This window comes from Ectobacillus funiculus, from assembly GCF_004138295.1.
Lineage (GTDB): Bacteria > Bacillota > Bacilli > Bacillales > Bacillaceae_G > Ectobacillus > Ectobacillus funiculus.
This window is the reverse complement of sequence record NZ_SCFM01000007.1, coordinates 107,614-133,365: the sequence shown is the minus strand read 5'-3', so window position 1 is coordinate 133,365 and position 25,752 is coordinate 107,614. Positions and strand designations below refer to the sequence as shown.

The window sequence follows — 25,752 nt, the reverse complement described above, 5'->3', positions numbered from 1 at the left end:
TATAAGTGCAACTACACCTCTGTCTTCGCCCAAGGTCGGGGCTCGCCAATCGGTGAGTTTTCTTTATACTGTAGGAAAGCATAAATTTCCAACTGGAAGTCCATTCGACGTAGCCGGAAATTCTAGGAATACAGTATAAGTGCAACTACACCTCTGTCTTCGCCCAAGGTCGGGGCTCGCCAATCGGTGAGTTTTCTTTATACTGTAGGAAAGCATAAATTTCCAACTGGAAGTCCATTCGACGTAGCCGGAAATTCTAGGAATACAGTATAAGTGCAACTACACCTCTGTCTTCGCCCAAGGTCGGGGCTCGCCAATCGGTGAGTTTTCTTTATACTGTAGGAAAGCATAAATTTCCAACTGGAAGTCCATTCGACGTAGCCGGAAATTCTAGGAATACAGTATAAGTGCAACTACACCTCTGTCTTCGCCCAAGGTCGGGGCTCGCCAATCGGTGAGTTTTCTTTATACTGTAGGAAAGCATAAATTTCCAACTGGAAGTCCATTCGACGTAGCCGGAAATTTTAGGAATACAGTATAAGTGCAACTACACCTCTGTCTTCGCCCAAGGTCGGGGCTCGCCAATCGGTGAGTTTTCTTTATACTGTAGGAAAGCATAAATTTCCAACTGGAAGTCCATTCGACGTAGCCGGAAATTTTAGGAATACAGTATAAGTGCAACTACACCTCTGTCTTCGCCCAAGGTCGGGGCTCGCCAATCGGTGAGTTTTCTTTATACTGTAGGAAAGCATAAATTTCCAACTGGAAGTCCATTCGACGTAGCTGGAAATTCTAGGAATACAGTATAAGTGCAACTACACCTCTGTCTTCGCCCAAGGTCGGGGCTCGCCAATCGGTGAGTTTTCTTTATACTGTAGGAAAGCATAAATTTCCAACTGGAAGTCCATTCGACGTAGCCGGAAATTTTAGGAATACAGTATAAGTGCAACTACACCTCTGTCTTCGCCCAAGGTCGGGGCTCGCCAATCGGTGAGTTTTCTTTATAATTAAGGAAAAATGGTTTACACTATACACGAAGAATGTACATAAGGGAGACAAGTCAATGAACATACAAGATCAGTGGGACGTAAAGTTTTTGGATGTTGTCCGTCAAAGTGAGCTAAAGCGTGGGGCGACGCGAGAGCAGCTGTTGTTTCCGGATAGTGAGGAAGTAGAGGAGCTCATGGATGACTATGGCTACGAGGCTGTTTTAGAGCGGGAACATGATGACGAGCTAGAGGATATATTAGGAGAGGAGCTGATGGAGCTCATAGAGCGCTCTGTTTTTTCAGCTGAACATCCAAGGCAGCAGCTCATTTCATTTATCAATGGTTTAGGCTTTCATCTTCTTGACTGGATTGTACTGCTGGAAACAGAATTTGGTGTAAGCAGCACAAAGTTCACAGGAGAGGCCACGAAGAAAATGGAAAAGCGGTTGTCTCACTTTCCATACATCGATAGAGAAACAAGCATTTTTGATGTTACGTTTGGGGAAGCAATAGAGCTGTTAGAGCGGGTAACGGACGGAGCAGTGAGGATTCGATAATGTTATACCGTAAGAGAGTATAAAGTTCCAGCTAGAAGTTGATTTGATGCAATGGGAATTTTGAAGAAGAAACTGGTGCAACTACGCTTCTATTTTCGCCAATCAGCAAGTGTTCGATATTTAGAAACAAAAAACTCGTTATAGATGCATAACGAGTTTTTTTGTTTCTATTTGTAGCTGCTTGCTGAGAATCTGGTTAAGTCTTTCCACAAGTAATGTACACATCTCCAATCGCCTTGCTACCTCTTTCAATTCCACAACATTAGAGGTTTCAATCGGATGCATGCAGACATTGAATTTTTTAAAAGCTTTGCTGTATACAATCGTCACATAGTTATTCATAATGTCTGAGTTATTATGGAAGGTGAATTGTTTTGTTTTTTTGCAATACTCAACATCCTCAAAGCCGAAAGATTTCAACGCCTGTACAATTTGCATAATCGTCAGGTTTTTCATAATAATCCCTCTTTTTGAAGTTTTTTCTAGAACCTTGGTTCTTTCTTTATTGTAAGGTCCCTTGCGATAATACTCAAGGAATTGTGCCTGGTTTTTAGGTCCTTTTTATTAGATTGAAATATCGTAAAGGTATTGTAATAAATTTTAAGATTGTGCAACGAAGGAAAGGGACTATTTTTCAAACTTCATCATATACATACAGAAATGGAACAAGAAAAAGAGGTGAATTGCTTGGATTTTGACATTACAGGGCAAAAGGCCTATATGAAAAATGGTCCACATCGGGATCAGCTTGGAATGGTGAAACGGAATTTCGCAGGGAGCGGAACGGAATATACCCTCATCATCGGTGGAGAACTTTATGTGGACGTAGAGCTGCAAGACTTAGTGCTTGTGGACGTTGATTTTAAAGAATTTCATGATTGGTGTGAACGAAATGGATATATCTAAGGGGGACGGAGTATGTCCTCTTTAGCGCGTACCCGCAGCCATATAATGATATAACATACACAGGGCAGATGAAACGGACAAGCTTTGCATCTACGAGCTTGCGCTTTATTCCTACAACTTCTCGCTGTGTCGAATGGTCTTTCCGCTAAAAATTTCTATTTTCTGAAAACGAAAAAAGAGGCGACCCAGAGGAACCGCCGTTTTGCTATACTTTAAGGATAACTTTTCGGGGTGTTAGCCCACTCCAGAACTGAGCCCTCGCGTTCTTTTGCGTGGGTTTTTGCCTGTCTGGGCTAACTAGGGAACCCCAGCTTTTCTAATGACCTACGCTTGGAACGAGCAGAAACGTTGTGTAGTATGTAAAGCCGATGAAGAACACTGCTAAATATGCACCAAAAACATACATATACATGCGTTCCGACAATTTCAAATAACCTAAAAGGACGAAGAACCCAGTTTGACCAAAGAACAGTAGCGCTGTTTGCGGCATATCACCTAGATAAAACATGACAGCGAAAATTCCTGTCCAAAAGCCTAAAACGCGAAACATACGATCCATTCGTATCCCTCCCCTTCGGACAATTTGTGTCTCCATCTTCATTATAAAGGACTGTTCTCAGAATTGTAAACATTTACAAGAGTTTTGTTGAAAAAGAGCTGTGGCTTGATTGTTTCCAAAAATACATATAGAAATCATTTGTTTGTCCCACTGTAAGAAAGGATAAATTTCCAGCTAGAAGCAAATTCGACGTAGGCGGAAATTTTAGGAGTACAGGCCACTACGCCTCTGCCTTCGCCTGGGGGGCAGGGCTCGTCAATCAGCAAGTTTTCTTGAATATAGAAAAAGGACTTGGGCAGTTTCATCAGTCTATCCGATGTAGAGGAAAGACCTCGGAACCAGGGGGCAAAACGACCTTATGGTTCTGAGAGCTTGTCTCCTATTCCACTTCTCTTATCAACTAATATGAGCCTTATAATTGCAGGAGTTGCAGTCTGTAAGCATACTTTCTGTCCGAATGAGCTCTACAGTCGAAAATAAAACTTGAAAGATGCTTTGCATCATTGCATTGTGCATATTGCAAATCACCTGTGGGTGCTCTGTCAGCATTTCCTTAAATGGACAATTATGGACTTGATAAAATACCTTCGTTTCATCTTTACTTAATTCAAATTGAGGAGATAGCCCAGCTGCTGTTAGTGCTTCCTTGGCAATCTTGACTTTATCCTGTTTTGAGATCTCTTCGGCGGAAATGCCAAGCGGCTTTACGTGACGCATCATCAAGTCGCGACCAAACTGTTTTCCTGTTTCTAAGAGAGCCTGCTCACCGATGCTGCCTAGGCGAAGCAATGCGTCAAGGGCAATCTGAGATAGGATCTTATAGTCACGAAACGGAAATTGCAGCTGAATAACATCGTCTGAGAGGCGGTATAAACGGCCCGGTCTGCCGCCCTTGCCTGTTTTTTGTGTTTCGGAAATAAGCATATTTACGTCTTCGAGCTTTGTTAAATGGAGACGGGCTACGTTAGGATGAATACTGAATTTATCTGCAATCTCCTGCACTGTTACCTGATTGTGTTTTTCAGAAATATATTGATAAATATAGTATCTCGTTGGATCTGCTAATACGCTCGTAATCTTTAATGCCTGTTCCATTTTAGTCGCCACCTTTACTTGTATTGGAAGATAGTAACATTATAATATAGGCAATGTTGCATAATAACAGAATGGCAGTACTATTCATGAATTGTTCATATTCCTCTTAGAATATGTCCGAAATGTGAAAGGGAAAAGGCGAAATTAGCAGAAGGAAAAGACGTAAATCGCCATTTTTCTTTCCGCCTCTTCTATGGTATATAAAAGAGAGGAGGTGGTAGGTATGCAAAGTGTAGAACAATTTGCAGATAAAATTTTAAGGGAGGCCTATGAGCTAAAAGCATCGGATATTCATCTCGTCCCAACAAGAGAAGGAGCAGAACTTCGGATGCGAGTCGATAAGGATTTGGTTACAAAGTATAGAATTTCTAAGGGTTTTTGTGAACGAGTGATTTCTCATTTTAAGTTTTTGGCGGCAATGGATATTGGTGAGAGAAGAAAGCCTCAAAACGGTTCACTTGAACTGCAAATGAAGTTTGGTGATATGCATTTGCGTATGTCAACCTTGCCCACCATTCAAAATGAAAGTCTTGTCATTCGAATTCATTTACAAACATCTGTACAGCCCCTTTCCGAATTGTCCCTCTTCCCGAGTTCCGCTAAAACGCTGCTTTCCTTCCTTTATCATTCTCATGGTCTTATTGTTTTTACAGGCCCAACAGGTTCAGGAAAAACGACCACGATGTATTCGTTGCTAGAGACAGCGAAAACATCATTTAATCGGAGCATTGTTACGCTGGAGGATCCGATTGAAAAGCGCAATGACGGTTTGCTGCAAATTCAAATTAACGAACGCGCCGGTATTACGTATGAAACGGGGTTAAAGGCCGTGCTACGTCATGATCCTGACATTATTTTGGTAGGAGAAATTCGTGATGCACAAACAGCAAAGGTGGCAGTTCGTGCCAGTTTAACGGGCCATCTTGTGTTAACAACGCTTCACACAAAGGATGCAAAGGGAGCTGTGCTGCGATTGCTTGATTATGGAATTACTCTAGAAGAGATTGAACAGTCACTGCTTGCGGTTGCCGCGCAAAGGCTTGTCGAAATGAAATGTCCGTTTTGCCAAGGAAAATGCTTACCGCTTTGCAAAAAGCTGCGTCGTCTTCGGCGCCTTAGCGTATATGAGCTTTTGTATGGACAAGCTTTGCAGGAAGTCATTCGAGAGACAAGGGGCGAAGCAGCTTCGTATTACTACACAACGCTTCGGCAAGCGATGAACAAAGGATATGCGCTCGGATTTATCGGAGAAGAGGATGTTCTTGTATAAGCGAAATATGACAAGTTGGACGTTGCGGGAGCAGGTCACGTTGCTTCGTCATCTGGGCAATTTGCTTGAAAAGGGCTACTCGCTTTGGCATGCACTCGAGTTTCTTCAATTATATGCGACAAAGGAAAAACAACAGCAGCTCCATCGAGCCGTTGAGCAGCTGAAAAATGGCGGCAGTTTGTACAGTGTATTTACAGACCTTAGATTCCATCGTGATATGCTGGCCTATTTGTTTTATGCAGAGCAGCACGGCGATATTGCCTTTGCTTTAAGGCAAGGAAGTATATTTCTAGAGCGTAAGGAAAGGCATTATCGAAAGCTGCTGCAAACGCTGCGTTATCCCATCTTTTTACTCTCCTTTTTAATCGGGATGCTTATCTTATTTAATACCGTGCTATTGCCTCAGTTCGCAAGCCTTCATGGCTCTGTCGCTTCTCAATCCTCTATGATGGTGGATACCATTTTACTGTTTATCCGCTTGCTCCCTTATATGTTTGGAATTGTCCTTTCCCTCGTTGGAATCGCTATTGTGTTGTACTATACGTACTTTCGAAAGCTGAACCCGGTCACGAAAATGAACTATCTTCTCTCGATCCCGATTCTCAAATCCTTTTGTTTATCGTTAAACTCTCATTATTTTGCTGTACAAATGAGCAGTTTGCTGCAAGGTGGATTGTCTGTATTGGAGGCATTTTTACTAATGGAGCAGCAGCGTCATCAGCCATTCTTTCAAAGTGAGGCTACTGCTATGAAGCGTTTGCTTGTTGGAGGTGATACACTTGAGCATATTTTACAGGAGCGCCCGTACTACGAGAGAGAGCTGTCCTATGTAGTGACGCATGGGCAGGTGGAAGGAGCTTTGGCAAACGAGCTGGCAGATTATAGCGAAATGGTTGTGGAGAAATTAGAAGCGCGTGTCAGTAAGCTTGTATTAATCATGCAGCCTCTGTTATTTTCTGTGATCGGCCTGATTGTTGTCTTGATGTATTTAGCTATTTTACTCCCTATGTTTCAAACGATGAGTTCTATGTAGGAGGAGAATTTATATGAAAAATGAAAACGGCTTTACCTTACTTGAAATGTTATTGGTGATGTTTATTATTTCTGTTTTATTGCTATTGATTGTGCCCAACATTGTTAATCAACGAAAGATGGTGGAAGGAAAAGGCTGTGATGCGTTGCTTCGGGCAGTGTCTGCACAGGTGCAGGCATATAAGTTGGAGCATGACAAAATACCGACTATGGAAGAATTAGAAACAGCTGGATACATTACTTCAAAAACATGCCCAAATGGAAAGATCATTCAGATTTCCGCAAACGATGGTTCGGTTAACGTACAATGAATCAACAGACTGTAAGGGGGGAGAATGGTTTTACCTTTCTAGAAACCTTGCTTGTTTTGCTCATCACATTGATCCTCATCTCGATTTCCTCCGTTACCTTGCTCCCGCTTTCCGCTAGCCGGAAAGCAGAGCAGTTTGTAGAACAGTTTCGTCAGGATATTGCGTTTATGCAGCAGGCTGCGATTAGTAATAATAGCCGCTATAGCTTACGTATGTATACGACAGACCATAAATATGTCATTACAAAGTCAGGGGAGGTTGGTATTGTACTGTCGAGAAGCTATGATCCTGCAATATCAATTGATATCCATACGATGCCTAATCCGCTTATCTATGGTCAAGACGGCAATATTAACAAGGCGGGATCGATGTATGTTCAGCATCAAGAGGTTACATATCGCGTTGTGTTTCAGCTAGGAAGAGGGAGGATGTATTATCATGAGGAGTGAAGGAGGGTATCTTATGCTGGAAATGCTCATATCACTTGCTGTTTTGCTGATGATTGCTGCATTTTTGCTGCCGCATAGCATTATCGTCATACAAGACAGAAAAAACATCCGCTTGGCTCAGGCTGCGCATATATTTTTGCGCGAACAGATTGTATCGTACCAATTTGATGCACATCCGCCGGCTTCGGCACTTCAAAATATAAAGGGTACGCAGTATACAGCTATGTGGAACGAAGTTGGGGATGCTTACAGCGTATGCGCAATTTGGAAGGATACCCGCAATAAGCAGCAAAGCAAGTGTTGCTATGTTGCGAAATAACACGCTCGGAGAACATGGCTTCACGTTGCTTGAAGTGATGTTTTGTATATGTTTGCTGTCAACGCTGCTTCTGGTCACACCGCGGCTGCAGCCTTTGTTTTTTGGATTGCCTAAGCAAGGAAGCTTTAATGAATTTGAATGGATTATTTTTATGCAGCAAGCACAAATGGAATATCGGGAGGCGGGAACGGTGCAGTTTATTGATAAAAAACTAATGATGAGGGATCCGAGCGGGCTTCTCGTTACTTATACGCTGGTCGGGGCACAGTTAATTCGAAAGGTAAATGGCAGTGGAAACGAAATTTTATTACAAAATGTAAAGACTGTGTTTTACAAGCAATCCTCAAACAAGCTTGTGATCCATATACAAGATCTAGATGGAAATATACATAAAGGGATTTTAACCCGTTTGTCCGTGTTGGAGGAAACATAGATGCGGAATGAACGAGGAGCAACTATGCCGGCTGTTCTTATCTTTACCTTTTTATTTCTTGCGTTGTTTCTTCATCAGGTAAATCTGCTTCTACTAGAAAAGCGGTTCTATCATGAGACGGAGCAGTTTTTTCTACTGGAGAATATAATGACAAATGCAATCCGGGAATTCCAGCGCGATGTGCAGACAAGCGGCATCCCAACTGCCTATGAGTACGAGGAAGGAACGGCACGTCTGGCGCAGTCCTTTTCTTCATCAGGTTTGCTGCAAGTTTCGATTCATTGCGTAACGAAGGAGGGAAGAGCATATACAGCCAGTTTTCTCTATAACAAGAACAACAAACAGATAACAAATTGGATGGAGGAGCGGTAAAGAAAACTTACTGATTGGCAAGTAATGCCCTTCGGCGAAGACAGAGGCGTAGTTGCACTTGCATTTTATTCCTAAAATTTCCTGATACGTCAAGGTCGCTCCTGTCCGGAGATTTATACCTTATTAAAGTATGAAAAAGCAAGCAGTAGTGATTAAACATGAAGAGAGCGGGCATACTAACCATTTAGAAACATACAGGTGGTGAGAGTATGTCGACTAACGATTATGTAAAGTTTGTGACGCAGCAATTTGTGTCGTATATGGATAGTCCAAAGCAGGAGCGAAAGCAAAAGCGGGAAGAGCGCCGCAATGTAAGGGATCCTTTTCTGGTTAGATGGTTTGGCATTTTGCCTCTTAGTCTTGCACTGCTGTATAAGGAATTACGGATGAAGCAGGAGAATAGGAAAAAGGATGCATAAGCGCCCGCTTTCATGGGCGTTTTTTCTTACCTTTACACTTTGTTTTTAAAATTTCCCGATACGTCGAATTCGCTTCTAGCTGAAAATGTATACTTTCTCTATAAAATATCTATCATTTCCAGAAAAGAATAGATAACCAAACTTACTCCTGCTAATCCCTACAAGCAATAAGCTAAAGGATATACTCCATATATTAAGAAAAACCCCAACAACATCCAATATATATGCAAAAATGTTCTTCTTTCCTCTCCCATTGGATTTTGTCACAGACGCAGAGAAGAAACTAAAACCAGTAACAGTGAGAACAATCCCAAGTAGCATCAATGAAAAGTAATAGCTCAAATACCTTCCTCATCAATATATACCACCGATAATGCAAATAAAGATATATAATGCATAATAATTGGTTATAAATGGTAATGTCACCATGATATATGATTAGATTGGAGTATTCATCATATGAAAATCATGTATTTAACTACTGAACTTATTATCGGATTTTTTTTGCTGTTTATAATCGTTAAGTTTGTCGGAAAGAAAATCATTAATCAAATTACGCCCTTTACTTTTATTGCCTCTATAGTGATGGGAGAATTATTAGGAAACGCAGTATACGACCATCAAATCGGTACTTTTTATGTTATTTACTCTATCACATTATGGGGCAGCTTACTTTTTATAGTCGAATATCTTAGCCAAAAATACTTAATGTTTCGTGGCATCTTTGAAGGAAAACCATCTGCTCTTATTAAAAATGGGATAGTCGATCGGGAAGAATTGAAAAAAAACCGGATGAATATCAATCAATTGCAAAGCTTGCTTAGGCAAAGTGAAACCTTTTCTATTCGAGAGGTTGCTTTTTGTTATTTAGAAGCAAACGGCTCGATCAGTGTTTTGAAAAAGACAAAGTATCAAAAAACGACCCAAGAAGATTTTAATATGCCTGCAAAACCCGTTTATGTTCCTGTCACTCTTATACGTGACGGCAAGGTTTTATGGGATGAATTAAAAGATTTAAATTTTGACGAATCTTGGTTAAAAACACAACTGACATCTCAAGATATTTCTGATTACAAAAATGTGTTTGTAGCTGAATGGTTAGAAGGTGAGGGTCTTTTTGTACAGAAAAAGTAGTAATATATAATTTTTCGTTTATATGGAAGCGGGTGTAGTAACTTGAATAATGAAATTCAAAAATCATTTGAATGCCCAATCTGTAGTAAGAGCAATAACTGTGGCAGCCATTCATGCTGGTGCAGTAAAGAGGTTTTTCCAAGTGGCATTTTTGATTTAGTACCAGCTAATCAATTGAGAAAATCATGTATATGTAAAGAATGCCTTGATAGGTTTAAGGAAGGACAGCAATAAAGCTAACAATTACAGACTTTCCGAACGCGAAAGCCCACTACGGTACGACAAAGCGTTATTTCTAACGGCGTGGGGTCTAGAATCCCGCTGCTTCAGCTGTGGGATTGTCAAGGATGCATTTGATAACAAATACGTTCTAGCGTACTATGTGTTTGAGAAAACAGGAGTACTTCGTCACTTCCAAGCAGGGGGAAGCGGCATGGAAATGCTTCGTAAGCGTCTTGGTCGTGTATTAAACGAACAATGAACAAGAAAAAGACCGAGTGGCTATTTCAGCGCTTGGTCTTTTTCCTCATACTGCAGGGGGCCTGACAGTGATAGCGTTTTTTATTCAGTAATGGCTCCGTCCTTATATCTTGGTGCAATGGCTTCCGCTTGCTGTTTCCGCTCTGCCGTAATGTTATTTCCGTTAACCTTTTGTTTGTTAGATCCTAAATAAGTGCCCCTATCATTGTTTTGAACAACCGCATGGAAATCTTCATTGATCATTGGCATTAGACTCCTTTTCTAAAGCATTTCTTTCTTAATATGTGCACAATAAGGGAGAAGTAGTCGAGCTTTGTCTAAGAGATGAAACTTGTTCACAAAATGTTCGTAAAATAATTGTATGCAAGGTTTTTATATTGTTTTATAATGAAACCATGCAACACCTTTAGCATACATTAATTGTGAAATGACTAACATATAATTCTTGTTCATAGAAATGAAAACGTTGCCAAAAATGGAGGGAAGAAGAAATGAGTAAATTTTTTTATGATCGAAATTCAGCTGAAATCGAAAACGTAAAGCTCGTAGAGTATGCGGAAGTGATTTATGGAACAGGAGGTCGCTCTGTGTTGGAGAACTTAATGGCGAAGGCTTCAATTCGCCTTAGGGACATGTATCCTGAGAAATCAGATGAGCAAATCTCTTATCTTGTGAATCAAGGTCTGTATAATATGTTTAGCAAATATGTAGAAAAGCATTAAAAGCGCAGGCAATTGCATAAATTCATCCTTCTGACAAAAGCTACAAAGGAATCACTTTTGGCAGGAGGTGCAGTATATGAGTAACGGATCTGGAGGTTCTAAAAAGAACCAAGAAAGCGATGCAAATCAGGTGACTGCGAGTACAAAAGCGCATCAGCGCCGTATGACGCAGATTCAGCAGGAAGAGCATAATGATGGTCGTAAGTATAATGGCAAGATTTAGGTCAGAAACGTACGGCCATATGCAGTAACAAACCTAAAAAAGCAGCGTCCCTTGAGCGACGCTGCTTTTTTAGGTTTCGATGCGATTTGGCGTTAAGTAAAACAATCCGCCATTAATGATTTCGAGCACAATTTTTGGTTCATATTGTTCTTGTAGTGCTTGCTTTTCAATCTCGTAGTTATCAGGAACTTCTTCCATATCTGTATAAAATTGATCGAGAAGTTGCAGGTCATGTGCCCATCTAAGGCGCGCTTCTTCTGCCCATGTATGATCCTCTCTTGAAATAAGCGATTTTACAGCTTCTTCAATTCGGACTAATCCGCTTTTTGGCTTTATCATCGGTGTAAGTGTAAAGCAAAAGTCAGGAATTTTCGGAGTGAGCGGAATGGTTTGTAATGTTTCATGGAAATTGTTTACCATCATTCCTGTAATAAGATGTAAACCGAGTGAATACAAGGTTTCTTTTTTTCGATCGCATTGATAAGATACCTTCAAATTAACGCCAAGCCATGGATGAAGAGGGACATTTCCGTTTCCGCTCGCATGAACCCCCTCGTACAAACGAATATAGGCGCCAAGCTCCTGTGCCGCGCGGAAGACTTGATGCAGGCGAGGAGATCCATAATGAACCGCTTCCCCTTTTATATCTTCCGGCGCACGCTGAGGGTCTGTAATAAAAGTAATGCGCATCGGGTTTGGTACGCCGCCTGTTTTCTCTAGATAATGCCAATAAAACGGTCGGTTCATAAGTAATTTATCCATCTCAACAGTGAGCTGTATATCTAGCAATGCGTTTGTAACTGTCCCAATTTCACATTGATTTGCTGTGAAAAAACGGTGCAGGTAATTATGAATTTCATGTTGCTGCATAATGATCCGCTCCTGTTCCGCTTTGCTGTGCAAGCTCGATGATAGAAGTTAAATTATCCATTTTAATCCGTATCTCGCCTTCACTTTTAGAGCTGGCGAAAATTTCATGCAAATGATCCTCAATATTTTTCATATCAATTCGCGTTAAAATATCATCCAATTCTCCGATTACCCGCTCGAATAGATTGATTTTCTCATATAGCAATTTCAAAATATGTTCTTCTACCGTGTTTTTTGTTGCCATATTGTAAATATGAACATCATGCTTCTGACCGAGACGGTGGATACGGCCGATGCGCTGTTCGAGCCTCATTGGATTCCATGGTAAATCATAGTTAATCATATGGTTGCAAAACTGCAGGTTAATTCCTTCGCCACCGGCCTCTGTCGCAATTAATACTTGTGCGTGATTTTGGAATAATTCCTTCATCCAATCCTTTTTGCCGCGTTTAAATCCCCCGCGAAACGGAACAGATGAAATGCCATGCTGCTTTAAAAACCACTGCAAATACATCTGGGAGGCACGGTATTCTGTAAAAATAATGACTTTATCATTAATCCCTTTAATAATTTCCAGTGTTTTCGTCGCTTTGGAGTTAGACGGAATTGCATTGATTTTCTCCATCATTCGGTGAATGTGGGGGTCAATGATATAGTTAGGATTGTCCCGCTGCCGCTTTTCTACGTATTTCTTCAACGAGAAATAAACTGCCTCCCGGCTGCTGCATGCCTCCCGTTTTAAGGTTAAAGAAGAAAAGGCCGATGTAAATGCATTTTCCGTCCGCCAGTTATGAATCGCTTCATACAGCTCTCGTTCTTGCTTGTTCAAATCAATGAACACCGTATGAACCTGCCGTTTTGGCCATTCGATGCCCGTATTATGACGGCGGTTTCGAACCATGACTTTATTGATGAGCTCTTTTAAATGCTGGTCGGTCTCAAGCGTTCTATTTTTAGAGGCGTAATATTCCTCAAAGTTGGATTGATTGCCAAGATGACCCGGCTTTAACAGCGAGACGAGATTAAAGATTTCATCTATTTTATTTTGAACAGGCGTAGCCGTCAACAGTAAGCAAAATTTCTTTTTTAGTAGTTGTGCAAACTCATAGTTTTTTGTCTTATTGTTTTTTAGCTTGTGTGCTTCATCAATAATAATTAAATCGTATTCCATATTAAGCACAATATCCCGATGCGGTGTCCGTTTTGCCGTGTCAATGGAAGAGACGATTACATCAGCCTGCTCCCACGAATAGCTTTTTCGCTGGGCCGTAGCAGGAATATAAAACTTTGTATTAAGCTCGTATGCCCATTGGGAGACGAGCGAGGCGGGAACGAGAATAAGAACCTTTTTAACGAGTCCGCGAATCATGTACTCCTTCAAAATCAGCCCAGCCTCAATCGTTTTGCCAAGTCCGACTTCATCAGCTAAAATGGCTTTTCCGTTCATTTCTTCAATGACTGTTTTTGCCGCTTCCAGCTGATGGGGCAGTGGTGTTAAGTGCGGCAAGTATTTTGGCGCCTGCAAGCCTTCAAATGAAGGGATGAGCAGCTGTTTTTCCGTTTCGTATGCAAGATTGTATAAATCCCAATTAGACCACGGGCCGTCGTCTTCTATTTTCTTTAGAAACTCTTCCTGCCAAGACCGGTTTGCCGTCATTTCCACATTCATGTGCTGCGCCCTGCCTTTCTATAAAGTACGAATCCAATTTCTAAATAGCAATATTGCTGATATGAAATGAAAAATGTTAGGATATGGATAAAGAGGATGAAATCTTTTGTATTTTGTCCTGAATTTGTAATTTTTATGTATACTTTTGTGAAAATGTATTGCAGTTGTTTTGCCCAATATAGTAAGGAGGGGGAGAAAACATGGTTGGATTACATCGCACACCATTATTTGACGTGTATGCAGCATACGGAGCGAAAACAATTGATTTCGGAGGCTGGGAGCTGCCCGTTCAGTTTTCCAGCATTAAGGAAGAGCATGAAGCAGTGCGGAGAGCAGCAGGATTGTTTGATGTGTCTCATATGGGAGAAATTACAGTAAAGGGAAGCGGCAGCTTTGACTTTTTACAATTTATGATGACGAATGATCTTGCTTTGTTGTCAAGCGGCGGTGCGCAATATACAGCGATGTGTTATGAGGATGGCGGCACAGTAGATGATTTGCTTGTGTATAAAAAAGGAGAGCAGGATTATCTTCTTGTTGTAAATGCAGCCAATATTCAAAAAGACTATGAGTGGCTTCTTGCTCATGCCACAGATAGAGAAGATGTACAAATTGAAAATGTTTCGGCCAACACCGCACAGCTTGCACTGCAAGGGCCAAAGGCAGAAAATATCCTACAAACCTTAACGGCGGAGAATTTGCAGGCTATTCCGTTTTTTGCATTTAAAGATAACGTCGAAATACAAGGTGTGCGTACTCTTGTGTCCCGAACCGGCTATACGGGAGAGGACGGATTTGAGCTGTATTGTAACAGCGAAGATGCATGCCGGCTTTGGGAACTGATCATGCAGGCGGGGAAGGCTGATGGATTGAAGCCGTGTGGTCTCGGAGCCCGTGATACTCTGCGTTTTGAAGCTGCACTTCCATTATACGGCCAGGAACTGACAAAGGAGATTACGCCTATTGAGGCTAGAATCGGTTTTGCCGTGAAAACGAATAAGAAGCTGCATTTCCTAGGAAAAGAAGTGCTAAAGGAGCAGAAGGAACAGGGAGCCCCCCGTAAGCTAGCAGGAATTGAGATGATAGAGCGGGGCATTCCGCGCAGTCATTACGCGGTGTTTGCAAACGGGAAGAGAATCGGTGAAGTAACAAGCGGGACACAATCACCAACCTTAAAGAAAAATATCGGTTTGGCGTTGTTAGATGAAGCGTTCGTATCGCTTGGTACGGGCGTTGAAGTAGAAATTCGCGGTAAACGGGTAAAGGCTGTTGTTGTACCTATCCCGTTTTATAAACGATCCAAATAGGGGGGATACGTGATGCTGCATCGTTATCTGCCAATGACAGAGGACGACAAAAAACAAATGCTCGAAGTAATTGGAGTCGAGTCGATTGAGGAATTGTTTTCAGATGTTCCTGAACGTGTAAGATTTCAAGGTGATTTGCGAGTGAAGCCTGCAAAAGCTGAGTCTGCATTGGTAAAGGAACTGTCAGAGCTTGCAAGAAAAAATGCAAACACAAAGGAATATGCGTCGTTTCTTGGGGCTGGTGTGTACGATCATTATATTCCGGTAATTGTAGACCATGTTATCTCGCGTTCGGAGTTTTATACAGCATATACACCATATCAGCCTGAGATTTCTCAAGGTGAATTACAGGCAATTTTCGAGTTTCAGACGATGATTTGTGAATTAACAGGAATGGACGTAGCCAATTCCTCTATGTATGACGGCGGTACAGCTCTTGCAGAAGCAGCTATGCTAGCAGCGGGGCATACACGTAAGGAGAAAATTGTTGTATCAAAGGCTGTTCATCCAGAAGCGAGGGCTGTGCTTAAAACATATGCCGCTGGCCAAAACCTAGAGGTGGTAGAGATCGGCTGCAAGGACGGCGTAACAGACCTAGCGGCGCTTGAGAGCGCGATGACTGAGGACGTTGCTTGTGTTGTTGTACAATATCCCAACTTTTTAGGTCAAGTAGAGAAATTGGCAGACATTGAAACAATCGCCCATCAGCATAAAGGGCTGTTTATTGTATCTGCTAATCCACTGGCACTCGGAGCGTTAACACCTCCCGGCAAATTCGGTGCAGATATTGTCATAGGTGACGCGCAGCCATTTGGTATTCCAACTCAGTTTGGCGGACCGCACTGCGGTTATTTTGCTACAACAAAGGCGCTCATGCGTAAAATTCCGGGTCGCCTCGTCGGACAAACGACAGATTCAGAGGGGAAAAGAGGCTTTGTATTAACTTTACAGGCACGTGAGCAGCATATTCGCCGTGATAAAGCGACATCGAATATTTGCTCGAATCAAGCGCTCAATGCGCTGGCAGCGGCAGTCGCAATGACAGCGCTCGGGAAACAGGGTGTAAAGGAAATGGCTCTTCAGAATATTTCTAAAACACAGTATACGAAAAAACAATTTGAAAAAAGCGGCTTTACCGTTGCGTTTTCAGGACCTGCTTTTAATGAAATTGTTGTTAATTGCAAGCGTCCGGTAGAGGAAGTAAATAAGGCGCTCATGCAATGCAAGATCATCGGCGGCTATGATCTCGGTAAATATGAGGAAGAGTTTGCCAATCATATGCTCGTTGCCATAACAGAGCTTCGCACGAAAGAGGAAATCGACACGCTTGTAAAGGAAATGGGGGATATGCAATGACAGCGCATGATCAATCGCTCATTTTTGAAATGAGTAAGCGAGGACGCATCGGATATAGTCTGCCGCCTTTAGATGTAGAGGAGGCGGACTTGACAGCTTTGTTTGGCACCGAATATGTCCGCACTGAAGCTGCTGAGCTGCCGGAAGTATCGGAGCTTGATATTATGCGTCATTACACAGCGTTATCGCGGCGCAATCACGGTGTAGATTCTGGCTTTTATCCTCTTGGCTCTTGTACGATGAAATACAATCCAAAAATTAACGAGAGTGTTGCTCGTCTTGCAGGATTTTCTCATATCCATCCGCTTCAGGATGAAAGCACAGTGCAAGGCGCAATGGAGCTTATGTATGACCTTCAGGAGAGTCTAAAGGAAATTACAGGAATGGATGCGGTGACGCTGCAGCCAGCAGCCGGCGCCCACGGGGAATGGACAGGACTCATGTTAATAAGGGCCTATCATGAAGCAAGAGGCGATTATACACGCACAAAGGTGCTCGTTCCAGATTCCGCGCACGGGACAAATCCTGCCTCTGCAACAGTAGCCGGGTTTGAGACCATTACAGTGAAATCTGATGAAAACGGTCTTGTTGACTTAGACGATTTAAAGCGATATGTCGGCCAGGATACAGCAGCTTTAATGCTGACAAATCCAAATACACTTGGATTATTTGAACGGAATATTTTAGAAATGGCGAGCATTGTACACGAAGCTGGCGGAAAGCTGTATTACGATGGCGCAAATTTAAATGCAGTGCTGGGCAAGGCCCGCCCGGGAGATATGGGCTTTGATGTTGTGCATTTAAACCTTCATAAAACATTTACAGGTCCACATGGAGGCGGTGGTCCTGGATCTGGACCTGTCGGTGTGAAGGCGGACTTAATTCCGTTTTTGCCGAAGCCGATATTAGAAAAAACGGATGATGGCTATGTATTTGATTACGATCGTCCAGCGTCTATCGGTCGCGTGAAGCCGTATTACGGAAATTTTGGCATTAACGTTCGCGCTTATACGTACATTCGCTCTATGGGGCCAGAAGGCTTGCGTCAGGTTACAGAATATGCTGTATTAAATGCTAACTACATGATGAGACGGCTTGCCCCGTATTATGATGTGCCGTTTGATCAGCACTGCAAGCATGAATTCGTGCTATCGGGAAGGCGGCAAAAGAAGCTTGGCGCAAGAACGCTTGATATTGCCAAACGTTTATTAGACTTCGGCTATCATCCGCCGACAATCTATTTTCCGCTGAATGTTGAGGAATGCATGATGATTGAACCGACGGAAACGGAATCGAAGGAAACACTGGATGCGTTTATTGATGTGATGATCCAAATTGCGAAGGAAGTAGAGGAAAACCCAGAGATGGTACAGGAAGCGCCGCATACGACTGTTGTAAAGCGTCTTGACGAAACGAAGGCGGCGCGAAAGCCTATTTTACGCTATGTATGAGAAGATGTAGCTCGCCGATTGGCGAGCCCTGCTCTTAGGCGAAGGCAGAGGCGTAGTTGCACTAATCCTGTATTCCTAAAATTTCTTACAGTGTAAATAAGGCCTGCTCCCCGGTAGGTCTTATTTATCTGCATGACCTGTTCCTATTTCCGCTCTCGCGTAAAAGATAAAAGAGCTTTGGAGCGGGTGGGTTGCTTATCAGAATCGTGCAGGGCATCCTAGTTTTTCTCATATATGTCTTGCGCCTGCGCTTGCACCCATGATATAGTGGGGACGGAAAAAAGGTCCAATAGATAGGCTTTGCGGGCTGGGGAAGTTTTCAATCAGCATCTAGGGTTCATTTACACATACCGTCTATCAAACAACAGGCATATAACAGGGTCTGCAGCCATACACTTTGAAATGGTAATACCGAGGAGAGAGGGGAACAGTATGGGGCAAAACATCAGCTTTTATCTATTTATCACAGCTTTCGTAGCGGTGGCTGCTGTAACAGTCTATTTAATTGTGAACAATGATTGGTACAATGCTGTCAATCCAATTATGTTGGTGTTCATGTATATCGGCATTGCAGTTGTCAGTTTTGGTATGAGAGAAGAGATGTTAAACCGATTTGAGAAGTAGTACATAGAAAAAGAGCTAAACGGCCGCGTTTAGCTCTTTTTCATTAGGTGAAGACAGAGAGGGAGCTGCACTTTGTTTCACTTAACAGAGCGTGCCCGCTAGGTTCTAGCGAAAGATACTTGTAACAACGTGATAAAACGATCGCGCACTCCAAACATGAGCCGGAATGTTATACGCATGGACTGTTATGCTTAGAGATACAACTAAAATGATAAACAAAAAGAAAAAAAGCAACATATGTTTATGAAAGGACACTTCCATTTCATTCGCTCCCTTCTTTATATATGTTTATCTTTTGTTAAGATATAGAATTTATGAGTGAAAATCCTAGCTGATTGCTTTTAAACCAACAACACCAATTACGATACAGCTCAAATACATAATCCGCCGCCAATCGGCAGGTTCCCGAAAAAATAAAATACCGATAATGACACTGCCGGCTGTTCCGATGCCCGTCCATACCGCATATGCTGTTCCCATCGGCAGTTCCTGCATCGCTTTTGATAAAAAGAAAAAGCTTAAGCTAAAACTTGTAACAAGCGCTAGGAACGAAAAGATATTCTTTCGTTCACTCGCCATTTTCATCGAAAAAACACCCGCTACTTCCCCAAATCCCGCTAGAATAAGAAATACCCAAGCCATGATTACTATGCCTCTCCTTTCTGCTTAGCTGTTAGCTGTTTTAAGCCAATTACCCCGCCAATCAAAAGCGCGATAAACAGCAGCTTTGCGATAGATACAGGCTCCCCAAAGAATATCATTTCCACAATGACAATGCTGCTTGTTCCAATACCTGTAAATACGGCATACACCGTGCCGATAGGAAGCGTTTTAAATGCACGAAACAAAAACCAAAAGCTAAGTAAAATAGCAGCTGCGACTCCTGCCCATTCTAGGGGAGAGCTTGCGTGCTTTAAGCCCATCACCCAAAAGACTTCAATGAAGCCGCCTATAAGTACATAAATCCAACCCATCATGAAGCTCCTTTCCTTATATGTGAATTCCTCGCCAAAAAATAGGCCAAGCTGCATGCAGCCGCTTTTGAAAGCCATCCAGTCCACTGTATTGCAGTTCGATCATCAGTCCGTCAAATAGGCATAAATAGGCGGCTGCCGCCATCTCTGCATTTTCGGCAGTAATTGTTTTTTTCTCGATGGCCTCTGCAAACACAGGGGTAAGCAAATGTCCAGCTTCTTCCACGTAGTGATTTGCCTTCTCTACAATCCGATCCTTGAATGCGGCTGGGGGGAAAAATAAGGAACGAAGCCAAAACATTGCTTCTACATTTTCATAAAAGCGTCGTCCATAACTTTCGAGTAACTCATATAAAAAAGAGGATAGGCTTTTACCTTCATACGCTGCCACGCAGCTTCGCAAGTAATCTAGGTCCCGCTCAAGCGATGTGTCTAAGCAAACGAAATAGAGCTGTTCTTTTCCTGTAAAGTGTGAGTATAGTGAAGGCTTCTTAATGCCAACGTCATGTGCGATATCGGAGAGAGACGTACCTTCATATCCAAATTGAGCGAAGCGGGCAAGAGCTGCTTCTTTAATACGAATAGCTGTCATACCAATCAACCTTCCTACCGTTCGTTAGTTTAACAGTAAAAGAAAAGAGAGAAAAAGTCAAGGAAGGATTTCCTTGCAAATGAGTCGAAACGGTAAGAAAAAGGAGGCTTAGAGGATGATTTTCTTTTCGTTTCCTGTTTTAGAGACGGAGCGCTTTCGGTTACGAGAGTTAACAAAGGAAGACGCGCCCCATTTGTATGGTTATTTCTCCGATGAAGAGGTTGTACAATATTATGGTTTAGAGCCGTTTACACGAAAGGAACAGGCAGAGCAATTTGTGACGCAGATAAAGAGCGGCTTTCGTAATGGGATGATGATCCGGTGGGCAATTGTTGATAAAGAAACAGGTGAGTTCCTGGGAACGGTCGGCTACCATAATTGGAATCGGCAGCATCGCCGTGCGGAAATTGGCTATGAATTAAAGAAAGAGGTGTGGAGAAGGGGCATTATGACAGAGGTGCTGAAAACGGCAATTCCGTTTGGATTTGATAGGCTCCTTTTGAATCGAATTGGCGCAACTGTACGGGCAGAAAATATCTCCTCACGCCAACTTCTTCGTAAATTTAGATTTTCAGAGGAAGGTATACTTCAGGAATATCAATGTTACCTAGGTGAATTTTATGATTTGCTGATGTATGGCCTAACTCGCAGCACTTATGAAGAAAAGGCGGGAAAGAAACAATGCTAGTAAGTAGAAAGGAGTTTCATATGCGAAAAATTAGCGTTTTATTGCTAACTCTTTGTTTCTTTGCGGCTGGCTGTCAAGCAAAAGACGAAAGTTTGCCAGTAGATCAAAGCGCTGAGCCAAGGGAGGAGCCTTCATTTAAGGTTGAAGCTGCTATGCATGAAGATCACACTCAGGTAAAGCTGCTGCTTCATAATCTGGAGGATCAGCCGCTTTCACTAACTTTTCCGTCCTCGCAGCAGTTTGAGGTTATCATAAAGCGTGCAAGTGGAGAAGAGTTGTACCGTTATTCAAAGGGTAAAATGTTCTCGCAAGCATTAACATCTGTTAGCTTGCAGCCAGGCGAGACAAAGACGTGGGAAGTCGCTTGGAATTACGATGAAAAACCGTTTCAACAGGGAGAAACGTATTCAATTACAGGAAAACTGCTCCCCATTGAGGTAAACGGAAAGAAAGCGGCAGCTAATCTATTTACAGAAACGATTTCTTATAAAGCGGATGGAAGGATAGATGGGGCCGAAGACACATTGGATGTTGCAGTAGAAAAGCAGGGGAACGACGGTGCATACACACTTTCAGGCGGGGCTGTACCAGAAGTAGAGCAAGCCTATTATGCCGTTTCAGAGGGGCATATTATGCTTGTAAAGGAAACAGCATTTGATATAAGCAAGCCATGGAAAATTTCTATTAGGATTCCAAAGGAGCAGCTGCCAACAAACGGAACTGTCATTTTGGAAATGTATGCAAAAGAGAAAAAGACGAAAACGGTTGTCCGAAAATTGGTCGTGCTGGAGCAATTTCCCAATGCGTCCTCCGGTTCTGAAAGATAATAGCTTACAGGAATAGAGCAGTGTAAAGAAAACTCGCCGATTGTGGCGAGTTTTCTTTAGCAAGATTAAGAAGATACGAATATTTAATGTCTGTTTTTCTTAATTTATGCTTTCTTTTTAATTTTTCCTGTCCAAGCTTTAAAGCCGCCTTGAAGCTGATACAGCTCCTTATACTTCTTTTTCTTGAGGAATTGCCCAGCACGTCCTGTGCGGAGGCCATTCTGGCAATACATATAAACCGGTTGATCAGGACGGATTTCCTTATAACGCATCCGTAGCTGCGATAATGGAATGTTACGGGAACCAAGAATATGTCCTGCGTTATACTCATCTGGTTCGCGAATATCAATCAGTTGCGCTTTGCGGTAGCCAGCGCGAAATTCTTCTTCTGTAAGCGATTTAACAATTTTACGCTGATAAAAGAACAGAATGACAGAATATGCCATAAGGATTACAATGGCTACAAGGAAGATGGTTAGATTAGCTGACAAGATGAATCGACTCCTTTTCTCTTACTTCTACCATTCATATTATAATGGTGCTATCATGATATGCAATATATTCATGGATAGGAGAATGAAATTTCGTATCTTTTCACAAAATCTCACGAATTTGGTAGACTAGATAATGTGCAAACAACACTAGGCAAGAGGTGGAGTATGGAAAAAGAACAATGGTATTATATCAACTCAGGAGAATGTTCTCCTTCTTATAACATGGCACTAGATGAATGCCTGCTGAATTGGCAGAGCGCAGGTGCTATGCCAGCAACGATTCGATTTTACGAATGGGAGGTTCCAACTCTATCAATTGGATACTTTCAGCGTGTCGAAAAGGAAATTGATATGGAGGAAGTGGAAAAACGCGGATTTGGCTTTGTGCGCCGTCAAACAGGGGGGCGGAGTGTCCTGCATGACCGTGAACTCACTTATAGCGTGATTGTCTCGGAAAACCATCCTAAGATGCCAAAGACAGTCACAGAAGCGTATCGTGTCATTTCTCAAGGGCTGCTAGAAGGATTTCGCGCGCTGGGACTGAATGCGTATTTTGCTGTTCCGAAGACCGAGCAGGAGCGTGAGGATTTAAAAAATCCGCGGTCTGCTGTTTGTTTTGATGCTCCGTCCTGGTATGAAATTGTTGTGGAGGGGCGTAAGATTGCAGGCAGCGCACAAACGCGCCAACGTGGAGTAATCCTGCAGCACGGATCAATTCCGCTCGAAATTGACCTAGATACATTATATGACTTATTCCTCTTTCCAAATGAACGCTTGAAGGAGCGTATGAAAAGTATGTTTTCATCTAAGGCGGTAGCAATCAACGAACTAACGGATCAAACGTTTACAATCGAACAGCTCATTGAAGCATTTCGAGTTGGTTTTGAAAAGGGGATGGAAATTGAGCTAGTTCCCTATGAACTGACAGGGGAACAACGTGAGGAAGTAGAGCGTCTTGCAAAGGAAAAATATGAAAGTGAAGAATGGAATTATAGAAAATAAAAACGGGTCTAACGAACAGATAGTGCTCGTTAACCAGCAAGGAGAACTTGCCGATAGGCGCGCACTTGGGCGAAGATAGAGGCACGGTTGCCCAGATAGTTCACTCCTAAAATTTCCTGTTATGTCGAATTAACAGCTAGAAATGTATCTTTTTTAAAATGTGAAATAGACCAACAAGCAAAGCTGTTCACTGTAAGAGAAGGGGCTTGCTTGTCGGTCTATTTTTCATATACACCTATAGGTTCTTGCAGCCAAAACGAAAGGCAGCTGACATGAAAATTCCATTTTTACAATTAAGATCTAGAGAGGGGAGATCCACCTCAGATATTATCACATGTAAAAGATGTGCTCTGTTATTCTACAAAATCGAATTTTTATACAAGATTTAATATTTTATCAAGACTGATGCCTTTTGTTTTGAGTTCACGAAGACTGCGAACAGCATTCATAATGTCTGCGTCAAAATCTAATGAAATTCCTTGCTTGTTTAGTTCTTCTCTTAGGGATTCAATGGAATCATCCAAGTCCAGACCTAAATCATAATCCTGACAAACCTCTTTTGCTTTGGAAACAAGCCGTTCATACTTTCCAGCCAATTCGGATTGTGTTTCTGGTGCAAATGGCTCCTCCGGTGCTGCGCGCTTGACTGGAGGTGCTGTTACCTCTGCAGCGTGTTTGACTGGAGGCGCTGTTACCTCTGCTGTTTGTTTGACTGGAGGCGCTGTTACCTGTGCTGCGTGTCTGACTGGAGGTGTTGTTACCTCTGCAGCGCGTCTGACAGGTTCAGGTGCTGTTTGCTTAGCAGCTGGTATACTGGATGCGCTTACCGTCTCAGCCTTTACTGGCGGAACGATCGGTTCGTTCACTTTTTGTACGATAGTTTCCATACGAGCTGGGGCTGGAGGTGGTGATACGGGTTCCGCTTTGACCGTTCTCTCCTTCCCAGGAGGCGTCGTTGTATGTATAGCGGCAGGCTTTTTCTCAGCCTCTTTTGCTGCAATCAGTTCAGCTTCGATCGCTTCTTCTTCCTCCTGCGTCTCTTTACTCCACATTACCCGTTCGATTTCCAGTGTCACGTTATTTTTTTTCATATCTGTCAGCAGTGCTTTACCAACCTCTGCCTTGCCTGTAAAATCAACTGTTTTGTAAATGACGCTTTTATTCCAATCCACTTTGCCGCTTAGAAATAACTCTTCATTGGACTTCGGATGTAACCCCTCGATTTTAATCTCTTCATTCACGCCATTTTTGCTGTACACCATAATTAAAGAGGCTGTTACCTCCTTATCAGCAAGCATGAGTTCACGCACCATTTTTCCAGTCCGCACATTCGTTTGTTTCTTAACCGACATTCCTTTTCCCCTCTCATCCATTCATAGTTACAAAAATTCGAATAACAAAATAATGGCTCACGAAATCATATCATACAGAGAAAAAAAGAGGTGAGTCAACCATTTGCTTCGATACTTTAAAAAATTATAAAATTCCAGCCGCCAGTTATGCAGCTCAGCAGAGATTTTCCGCATTAAAGTAAGTATACATGCAACTACGCCTCTAATTTCACTAATTAGCAAATTTTTTTTTCGCTTTAAGAAAGTATATGTTCTGGGTATTGTTTAGATCCGGCATCCTGCTTCCGTCTCTGTTTTTCTTATTTTGGATTTTTTTTGCATAATTATGTCTGTCATCCATTTGTAAAATTAGTCAGGTATTATTGCTGTGCATATACAGCTCGTATGGAAGGGAGCAAGATTCCCTCCTCATGCAGCCGTTTCGCAAGTCGGAATTTTGCTTCCTGCGCCGCTTGTAAATAATGCACATCCTGTACTGTGGCGACAATGGAAAACTTAAAGCCATAGGGAGATGCATCAAGAGAGGATAACCCCCAGTAGTGATATGCTTCTACAAATTCACCATCTGTATCCCGCAACAGGTATTCCATATGCAGCTCATTCAGTTCTTCGCATAGTGACTCGAGCAGCACGCGCACACGGGCCGGATCTTCTTTAAAATCGATAATGACGCTTTCAAAAACACGCCGATGATTCACATTTCCATTTATAACCTTTAATACTTCCCCATTTGGCACCGTCATTAAGCGGCCATCTGTTAGACGGACGCTTACAGCGCGAAAGCCTAACTCTTCTACTGCTCCCGCCAATTCGTTATTAATCGTTACAAAATCCCCTTTTTTGAGCTGGCCTTCAAATAGGAAGAAAAATCCGTACAGAAAATCTTTAATGGCAGACTGTGCACCGAAGCCTACGATGGCGGTTAATACTCCGCCTGCAACAAGAATATTCCTCCAATCAACAAACGGTTGGATGGCTGTTATCAAAACGAGGATGAGCGTTAAATATTTGGATGTGTTTTTGACGACAGACTCAATGGTCCCCTCCTTTTTTTCGTCGATAAAGCTCGTTCGTTGAAAAAATTGATGAAGCGAATAGCGAAGAACCCAAAATCCGCAGGAGGCTATGATATATGTGAAAATTACATCAATAATGACCTCACCATAGCGGTTGGCATAAATACCGGATACAAAGGACCACATGGCTTTCCCTCCATTTTCATAAGAACGTATAACTTGTTTGGTCGATGGCGAGTTTTCTTTACACTGTAAGAAAG

33 protein-coding genes and 1 pseudogene are annotated in these 25,752 nt (G+C 42.3%); 22 read left to right on the top strand and 12 right to left on the bottom strand.

Going from position 1 to position 25,752, the window contains the following annotated elements; translation table 11 throughout:
* Positions 1–1,063 precede the first annotated feature (1,063 nt).
* On the top strand, positions 1,064–1,546 hold the full coding sequence (locus tag EP737_RS06980) for a hypothetical protein (protein WP_129727216.1): 483 nt from the start codon (positions 1,064–1,066) through the stop codon (positions 1,544–1,546).
* Positions 1,547–1,684: 138 nt separating this feature from the next.
* Here EP737_RS06980 and EP737_RS06975 read toward each other — a convergent pair whose 3' ends face one another.
* A complete protein-coding gene (locus EP737_RS06975) occupies positions 1,685–2,002 on the bottom strand; it encodes a hypothetical protein (RefSeq protein ID WP_129727215.1) in 318 nt (105 codons plus the stop codon).
* Positions 2,003–2,233: 231 nt separating this feature from the next.
* Between EP737_RS06975 and EP737_RS06970 the strand changes: the two genes are divergently transcribed.
* The gene (locus EP737_RS06970; RefSeq protein ID WP_129727214.1) at positions 2,234–2,452 is read left to right on the top strand and encodes a DUF3912 family protein; all 219 of its coding nucleotides are present in this window, start codon (positions 2,234–2,236) and stop codon (positions 2,450–2,452) included.
* A gap of 316 nt (positions 2,453–2,768) precedes the next feature.
* Here EP737_RS06970 and EP737_RS06965 read toward each other — a convergent pair whose 3' ends face one another.
* Together EP737_RS06965 and EP737_RS06960 are read right to left on the bottom strand one after the other, a co-directional pair.
* Positions 2,769–3,011 carry a DUF2626 domain-containing protein gene (locus EP737_RS06965; RefSeq protein ID WP_129727213.1) on the bottom strand — a complete coding sequence of 81 codons (243 nt, stop codon included), beginning with the start codon at positions 3,009–3,011 and terminating at the stop codon, positions 2,769–2,771.
* Between the two features lie 396 nt (positions 3,012–3,407).
* Entirely contained in the window at positions 3,408–4,106 is a 699-nt protein-coding gene (locus EP737_RS06960; RefSeq protein ID WP_129727212.1) for a helix-turn-helix transcriptional regulator, read from the bottom strand.
* Between the two features lie 223 nt (positions 4,107–4,329).
* Here EP737_RS06960 and comGA point away from each other — a divergent pair, with 223 nt between their 5' ends.
* The 11 genes and pseudogenes from comGA to EP737_RS06905 all read left to right on the top strand — a co-directional run.
* Positions 4,330–5,376 carry a competence type IV pilus ATPase ComGA gene (gene comGA / locus EP737_RS06955; RefSeq protein ID WP_129727211.1) on the top strand — a complete coding sequence of 349 codons (1,047 nt, stop codon included), beginning with the start codon at positions 4,330–4,332 and terminating at the stop codon, positions 5,374–5,376.
* A complete protein-coding gene (gene comGB, locus EP737_RS06950; protein ID WP_205650890.1) occupies positions 5,363–6,409 on the top strand; it encodes a competence type IV pilus assembly protein ComGB in 1,047 nt (348 codons plus the stop codon). The genes comGA and comGB overlap by 14 nt, the downstream gene beginning before the upstream one ends.
* 13 nt (positions 6,410–6,422) lie before the next feature.
* A complete protein-coding gene (comGC, locus tag EP737_RS06945; protein ID WP_129727209.1) occupies positions 6,423–6,719 on the top strand; it encodes a competence type IV pilus major pilin ComGC in 297 nt (98 codons plus the stop codon).
* Entirely contained in the window at positions 6,716–7,168 is a 453-nt protein-coding gene (comGD, locus tag EP737_RS06940; RefSeq protein ID WP_129727208.1) for a competence type IV pilus minor pilin ComGD, read from the top strand. The genes comGC and comGD overlap by 4 nt, the downstream gene beginning before the upstream one ends.
* A 13-nt stretch (positions 7,169–7,181) precedes the next feature.
* Positions 7,182–7,487, top strand: a complete 306-nt coding sequence (locus EP737_RS06935) for a type II secretion system protein (protein WP_165350717.1) — start codon at positions 7,182–7,184, stop codon at positions 7,485–7,487.
* A complete protein-coding gene (gene comGF, locus EP737_RS06930) occupies positions 7,474–7,920 on the top strand; it encodes a competence type IV pilus minor pilin ComGF (RefSeq protein WP_165350716.1) in 447 nt (148 codons plus the stop codon). Before EP737_RS06935 ends, comGF begins: the two co-directional genes overlap by 14 nt.
* The gene (gene comGG / locus EP737_RS06925; RefSeq protein ID WP_129727205.1) at positions 7,921–8,292 is read left to right on the top strand and encodes a competence type IV pilus minor pilin ComGG; all 372 of its coding nucleotides are present in this window, start codon (positions 7,921–7,923) and stop codon (positions 8,290–8,292) included.
* Positions 8,293–8,501: 209 nt separating this feature from the next.
* The gene (locus EP737_RS06920) at positions 8,502–8,711 is read left to right on the top strand and encodes a YqzE family protein (RefSeq protein WP_129727204.1); all 210 of its coding nucleotides are present in this window, start codon (positions 8,502–8,504) and stop codon (positions 8,709–8,711) included.
* A 459-nt stretch (positions 8,712–9,170) separates the two neighbouring features.
* Positions 9,171–9,845 carry a DUF421 domain-containing protein gene (locus EP737_RS06915; protein ID WP_129727203.1) on the top strand — a complete coding sequence of 225 codons (675 nt, stop codon included), beginning with the start codon at positions 9,171–9,173 and terminating at the stop codon, positions 9,843–9,845.
* Positions 9,846–9,887: 42 nt separating this feature from the next.
* Positions 9,888–10,079, top strand: a complete 192-nt coding sequence (locus EP737_RS06910) for a cysteine-rich CWC family protein (protein ID WP_129727202.1) — start codon at positions 9,888–9,890, stop codon at positions 10,077–10,079.
* A 106-nt stretch (positions 10,080–10,185) separates the two neighbouring features.
* Positions 10,186–10,326: pseudogene (locus EP737_RS06905) on the top strand (TlpA family protein disulfide reductase); the annotation flags it as partial.
* Between the two features lie 80 nt (positions 10,327–10,406).
* On the opposite strand, the gene EP737_RS25465 reads toward EP737_RS06905, so the two are convergent.
* Positions 10,407–10,568 carry a hypothetical protein gene (locus tag EP737_RS25465; protein ID WP_165350715.1) on the bottom strand — a complete coding sequence of 54 codons (162 nt, stop codon included), beginning with the start codon at positions 10,566–10,568 and terminating at the stop codon, positions 10,407–10,409.
* A 248-nt stretch (positions 10,569–10,816) separates the two neighbouring features.
* Here EP737_RS25465 and EP737_RS06900 point away from each other — a divergent pair, with 248 nt between their 5' ends.
* Positions 10,817–11,047, top strand: a complete 231-nt coding sequence (locus EP737_RS06900) for a hypothetical protein (protein ID WP_129727201.1) — start codon at positions 10,817–10,819, stop codon at positions 11,045–11,047.
* A gap of 76 nt (positions 11,048–11,123) precedes the next feature.
* Positions 11,124–11,270 carry a hypothetical protein gene (locus EP737_RS25460; RefSeq protein WP_165350714.1) on the top strand — a complete coding sequence of 49 codons (147 nt, stop codon included), beginning with the start codon at positions 11,124–11,126 and terminating at the stop codon, positions 11,268–11,270.
* Positions 11,271–11,339: 69 nt separating this feature from the next.
* Here the strand turns inward: EP737_RS25460 and EP737_RS06895 are convergent, their stop codons facing one another.
* Positions 11,340–12,140 carry a YqhG family protein gene (locus EP737_RS06895; protein ID WP_129727200.1) on the bottom strand — a complete coding sequence of 267 codons (801 nt, stop codon included), beginning with the start codon at positions 12,138–12,140 and terminating at the stop codon, positions 11,340–11,342.
* On the bottom strand, positions 12,127–13,809 hold the full coding sequence (locus tag EP737_RS06890) for a DEAD/DEAH box helicase (RefSeq protein ID WP_129727199.1): 1,683 nt from the start codon (positions 13,807–13,809) through the stop codon (positions 12,127–12,129). The genes EP737_RS06895 and EP737_RS06890 overlap by 14 nt, the downstream gene beginning before the upstream one ends.
* A 200-nt stretch (positions 13,810–14,009) precedes the next feature.
* Here EP737_RS06890 and gcvT point away from each other — a divergent pair, with 200 nt between their 5' ends.
* From gcvT to EP737_RS06870, 4 genes are all read left to right on the top strand, one after another.
* Positions 14,010–15,116, top strand: a complete 1,107-nt coding sequence (gcvT, locus tag EP737_RS06885; protein WP_129727198.1) for a glycine cleavage system aminomethyltransferase GcvT — start codon at positions 14,010–14,012, stop codon at positions 15,114–15,116.
* 12 nt (positions 15,117–15,128) lie between these two features.
* A complete protein-coding gene (gcvPA, locus tag EP737_RS06880) occupies positions 15,129–16,472 on the top strand; it encodes an aminomethyl-transferring glycine dehydrogenase subunit GcvPA (RefSeq protein ID WP_129727197.1) in 1,344 nt (447 codons plus the stop codon).
* On the top strand, positions 16,469–17,923 hold the full coding sequence (gcvPB, locus tag EP737_RS06875; protein ID WP_129727196.1) for an aminomethyl-transferring glycine dehydrogenase subunit GcvPB: 1,455 nt from the start codon (positions 16,469–16,471) through the stop codon (positions 17,921–17,923). The genes gcvPA and gcvPB overlap by 4 nt, the downstream gene beginning before the upstream one ends.
* 432 nt (positions 17,924–18,355) lie before the next feature.
* Positions 18,356–18,547 carry a hypothetical protein gene (locus EP737_RS06870; protein ID WP_129727195.1) on the top strand — a complete coding sequence of 64 codons (192 nt, stop codon included), beginning with the start codon at positions 18,356–18,358 and terminating at the stop codon, positions 18,545–18,547.
* Between the two features lie 327 nt (positions 18,548–18,874).
* Here EP737_RS06870 and EP737_RS06865 read toward each other — a convergent pair whose 3' ends face one another.
* The 3 genes from EP737_RS06865 to EP737_RS06855 are packed head-to-tail and all read right to left on the bottom strand — an operon-like array spanning position 18,875 to position 20,113.
* Positions 18,875–19,189 carry a DMT family transporter gene (locus EP737_RS06865; protein ID WP_129727194.1) on the bottom strand — a complete coding sequence of 105 codons (315 nt, stop codon included), beginning with the start codon at positions 19,187–19,189 and terminating at the stop codon, positions 18,875–18,877.
* A gap of 5 nt (positions 19,190–19,194) precedes the next feature.
* Positions 19,195–19,521, bottom strand: a complete 327-nt coding sequence (locus tag EP737_RS06860; RefSeq protein WP_129727395.1) for a DMT family transporter — start codon at positions 19,519–19,521, stop codon at positions 19,195–19,197.
* A 16-nt stretch (positions 19,522–19,537) separates the two neighbouring features.
* Positions 19,538–20,113 (bottom strand): TetR/AcrR family transcriptional regulator, encoded by a 576-nt coding sequence (locus EP737_RS06855; protein WP_425455859.1) that lies wholly within the window; start codon positions 20,111–20,113, stop codon positions 19,538–19,540.
* Between the two features lie 115 nt (positions 20,114–20,228).
* Here EP737_RS06855 and EP737_RS06850 point away from each other — a divergent pair, with 115 nt between their 5' ends.
* Complete coding sequence (locus EP737_RS06850; protein ID WP_129727193.1) at positions 20,229–20,801, top strand: GNAT family N-acetyltransferase; 573 nt, start codon at positions 20,229–20,231, stop codon at positions 20,799–20,801.
* A gap of 20 nt (positions 20,802–20,821) precedes the next feature.
* Positions 20,822–21,628 (top strand): BsuPI-related putative proteinase inhibitor, encoded by an 807-nt coding sequence (locus EP737_RS06845; protein WP_165350713.1) that lies wholly within the window; start codon positions 20,822–20,824, stop codon positions 21,626–21,628.
* A gap of 104 nt (positions 21,629–21,732) precedes the next feature.
* Here the strand turns inward: EP737_RS06845 and EP737_RS06840 are convergent, their stop codons facing one another.
* Positions 21,733–22,119, bottom strand: a complete 387-nt coding sequence (locus EP737_RS06840) for a rhodanese-like domain-containing protein (protein ID WP_129727191.1) — start codon at positions 22,117–22,119, stop codon at positions 21,733–21,735.
* 168 nt (positions 22,120–22,287) lie between these two features.
* On the opposite strand from EP737_RS06840, the gene EP737_RS06835 reads away from it, so the two are divergent.
* Positions 22,288–23,124 carry a lipoate--protein ligase family protein gene (locus EP737_RS06835; protein ID WP_129727190.1) on the top strand — a complete coding sequence of 279 codons (837 nt, stop codon included), beginning with the start codon at positions 22,288–22,290 and terminating at the stop codon, positions 23,122–23,124.
* 374 nt (positions 23,125–23,498) lie between these two features.
* Here EP737_RS06835 and EP737_RS06830 read toward each other — a convergent pair whose 3' ends face one another.
* Complete coding sequence (locus tag EP737_RS06830) at positions 23,499–24,476, bottom strand: hypothetical protein (RefSeq protein ID WP_129727189.1); 978 nt, start codon at positions 24,474–24,476, stop codon at positions 23,499–23,501.
* Positions 24,477–24,835: 359 nt separating this feature from the next.
* A complete protein-coding gene (locus tag EP737_RS06825) occupies positions 24,836–25,678 on the bottom strand; it encodes a mechanosensitive ion channel family protein (RefSeq protein WP_129727188.1) in 843 nt (280 codons plus the stop codon).
* Positions 25,679–25,752: the final 74 nt, after the last annotated feature.

Bases quoted from the DNA above. Each gene is read 5' to 3' on its own strand.
- EP737_RS06980 (WP_129727216.1), top strand. From the start codon at position 1,064: ATGAACATACAAGATCAGTGGGACGTAAAGTTTTTGGATGTTGTCCGT.
- EP737_RS06975 (WP_129727215.1), bottom strand. From the start codon at position 2,002: ATGAAAAACCTGACGATTATGCAAATTGTACAGGCGTTGAAATCTTTC.
- EP737_RS06965 (WP_129727213.1), bottom strand. From the start codon at position 3,011: ATGGATCGTATGTTTCGCGTTTTAGGCTTTTGGACAGGAATTTTCGCT.
- EP737_RS06960 (WP_129727212.1), bottom strand. From the start codon at position 4,106: ATGGAACAGGCATTAAAGATTACGAGCGTATTAGCAGATCCAACGAGA.
- comGA (WP_129727211.1), top strand. From the start codon at position 4,330: ATGCAAAGTGTAGAACAATTTGCAGATAAAATTTTAAGGGAGGCCTAT.
- comGB (WP_205650890.1), top strand. From the start codon at position 5,363: ATGTTCTTGTATAAGCGAAATATGACAAGTTGGACGTTGCGGGAGCAG.
- comGC (WP_129727209.1), top strand. From the start codon at position 6,423: ATGAAAAATGAAAACGGCTTTACCTTACTTGAAATGTTATTGGTGATG.
- comGD (WP_129727208.1), top strand. From the start codon at position 6,716: ATGAATCAACAGACTGTAAGGGGGGAGAATGGTTTTACCTTTCTAGAA.
- EP737_RS06935 (WP_165350717.1), top strand. From the start codon at position 7,182: ATGCTGGAAATGCTCATATCACTTGCTGTTTTGCTGATGATTGCTGCA.
- comGF (WP_165350716.1), top strand. From the start codon at position 7,474: ATGTTGCGAAATAACACGCTCGGAGAACATGGCTTCACGTTGCTTGAA.
- comGG (WP_129727205.1), top strand. From the start codon at position 7,921: ATGCGGAATGAACGAGGAGCAACTATGCCGGCTGTTCTTATCTTTACC.
- EP737_RS06920 (WP_129727204.1), top strand. From the start codon at position 8,502: ATGTCGACTAACGATTATGTAAAGTTTGTGACGCAGCAATTTGTGTCG.
- EP737_RS06915 (WP_129727203.1), top strand. From the start codon at position 9,171: ATGAAAATCATGTATTTAACTACTGAACTTATTATCGGATTTTTTTTG.
- EP737_RS25465 (WP_165350715.1), bottom strand. From the start codon at position 10,568: ATGATCAATGAAGATTTCCATGCGGTTGTTCAAAACAATGATAGGGGC.
- EP737_RS06900 (WP_129727201.1), top strand. From the start codon at position 10,817: ATGAGTAAATTTTTTTATGATCGAAATTCAGCTGAAATCGAAAACGTA.
- EP737_RS25460 (WP_165350714.1), top strand. From the start codon at position 11,124: ATGAGTAACGGATCTGGAGGTTCTAAAAAGAACCAAGAAAGCGATGCA.
- EP737_RS06895 (WP_129727200.1), bottom strand. From the start codon at position 12,140: ATGCAGCAACATGAAATTCATAATTACCTGCACCGTTTTTTCACAGCA.
- EP737_RS06890 (WP_129727199.1), bottom strand. From the start codon at position 13,809: ATGAATGTGGAAATGACGGCAAACCGGTCTTGGCAGGAAGAGTTTCTA.
- gcvT (WP_129727198.1), top strand. From the start codon at position 14,010: ATGGTTGGATTACATCGCACACCATTATTTGACGTGTATGCAGCATAC.
- gcvPA (WP_129727197.1), top strand. From the start codon at position 15,129: ATGCTGCATCGTTATCTGCCAATGACAGAGGACGACAAAAAACAAATG.
- gcvPB (WP_129727196.1), top strand. From the start codon at position 16,469: ATGACAGCGCATGATCAATCGCTCATTTTTGAAATGAGTAAGCGAGGA.
- EP737_RS06870 (WP_129727195.1), top strand. From the start codon at position 18,356: ATGGGGCAAAACATCAGCTTTTATCTATTTATCACAGCTTTCGTAGCG.
- EP737_RS06865 (WP_129727194.1), bottom strand. From the start codon at position 19,189: ATGGCTTGGGTATTTCTTATTCTAGCGGGATTTGGGGAAGTAGCGGGT.
- EP737_RS06860 (WP_129727395.1), bottom strand. From the start codon at position 19,521: ATGGGTTGGATTTATGTACTTATAGGCGGCTTCATTGAAGTCTTTTGG.
- EP737_RS06855 (WP_425455859.1), bottom strand. From the start codon at position 20,113: ATGACAGCTATTCGTATTAAAGAAGCAGCTCTTGCCCGCTTCGCTCAA.
- EP737_RS06850 (WP_129727193.1), top strand. From the start codon at position 20,229: ATGATTTTCTTTTCGTTTCCTGTTTTAGAGACGGAGCGCTTTCGGTTA.
- EP737_RS06845 (WP_165350713.1), top strand. From the start codon at position 20,822: ATGCGAAAAATTAGCGTTTTATTGCTAACTCTTTGTTTCTTTGCGGCT.
- EP737_RS06835 (WP_129727190.1), top strand. From the start codon at position 22,288: ATGGAAAAAGAACAATGGTATTATATCAACTCAGGAGAATGTTCTCCT.
- EP737_RS06830 (WP_129727189.1), bottom strand. From the start codon at position 24,476: ATGTCGGTTAAGAAACAAACGAATGTGCGGACTGGAAAAATGGTGCGT.
- EP737_RS06825 (WP_129727188.1), bottom strand. From the start codon at position 25,678: ATGTGGTCCTTTGTATCCGGTATTTATGCCAACCGCTATGGTGAGGTC.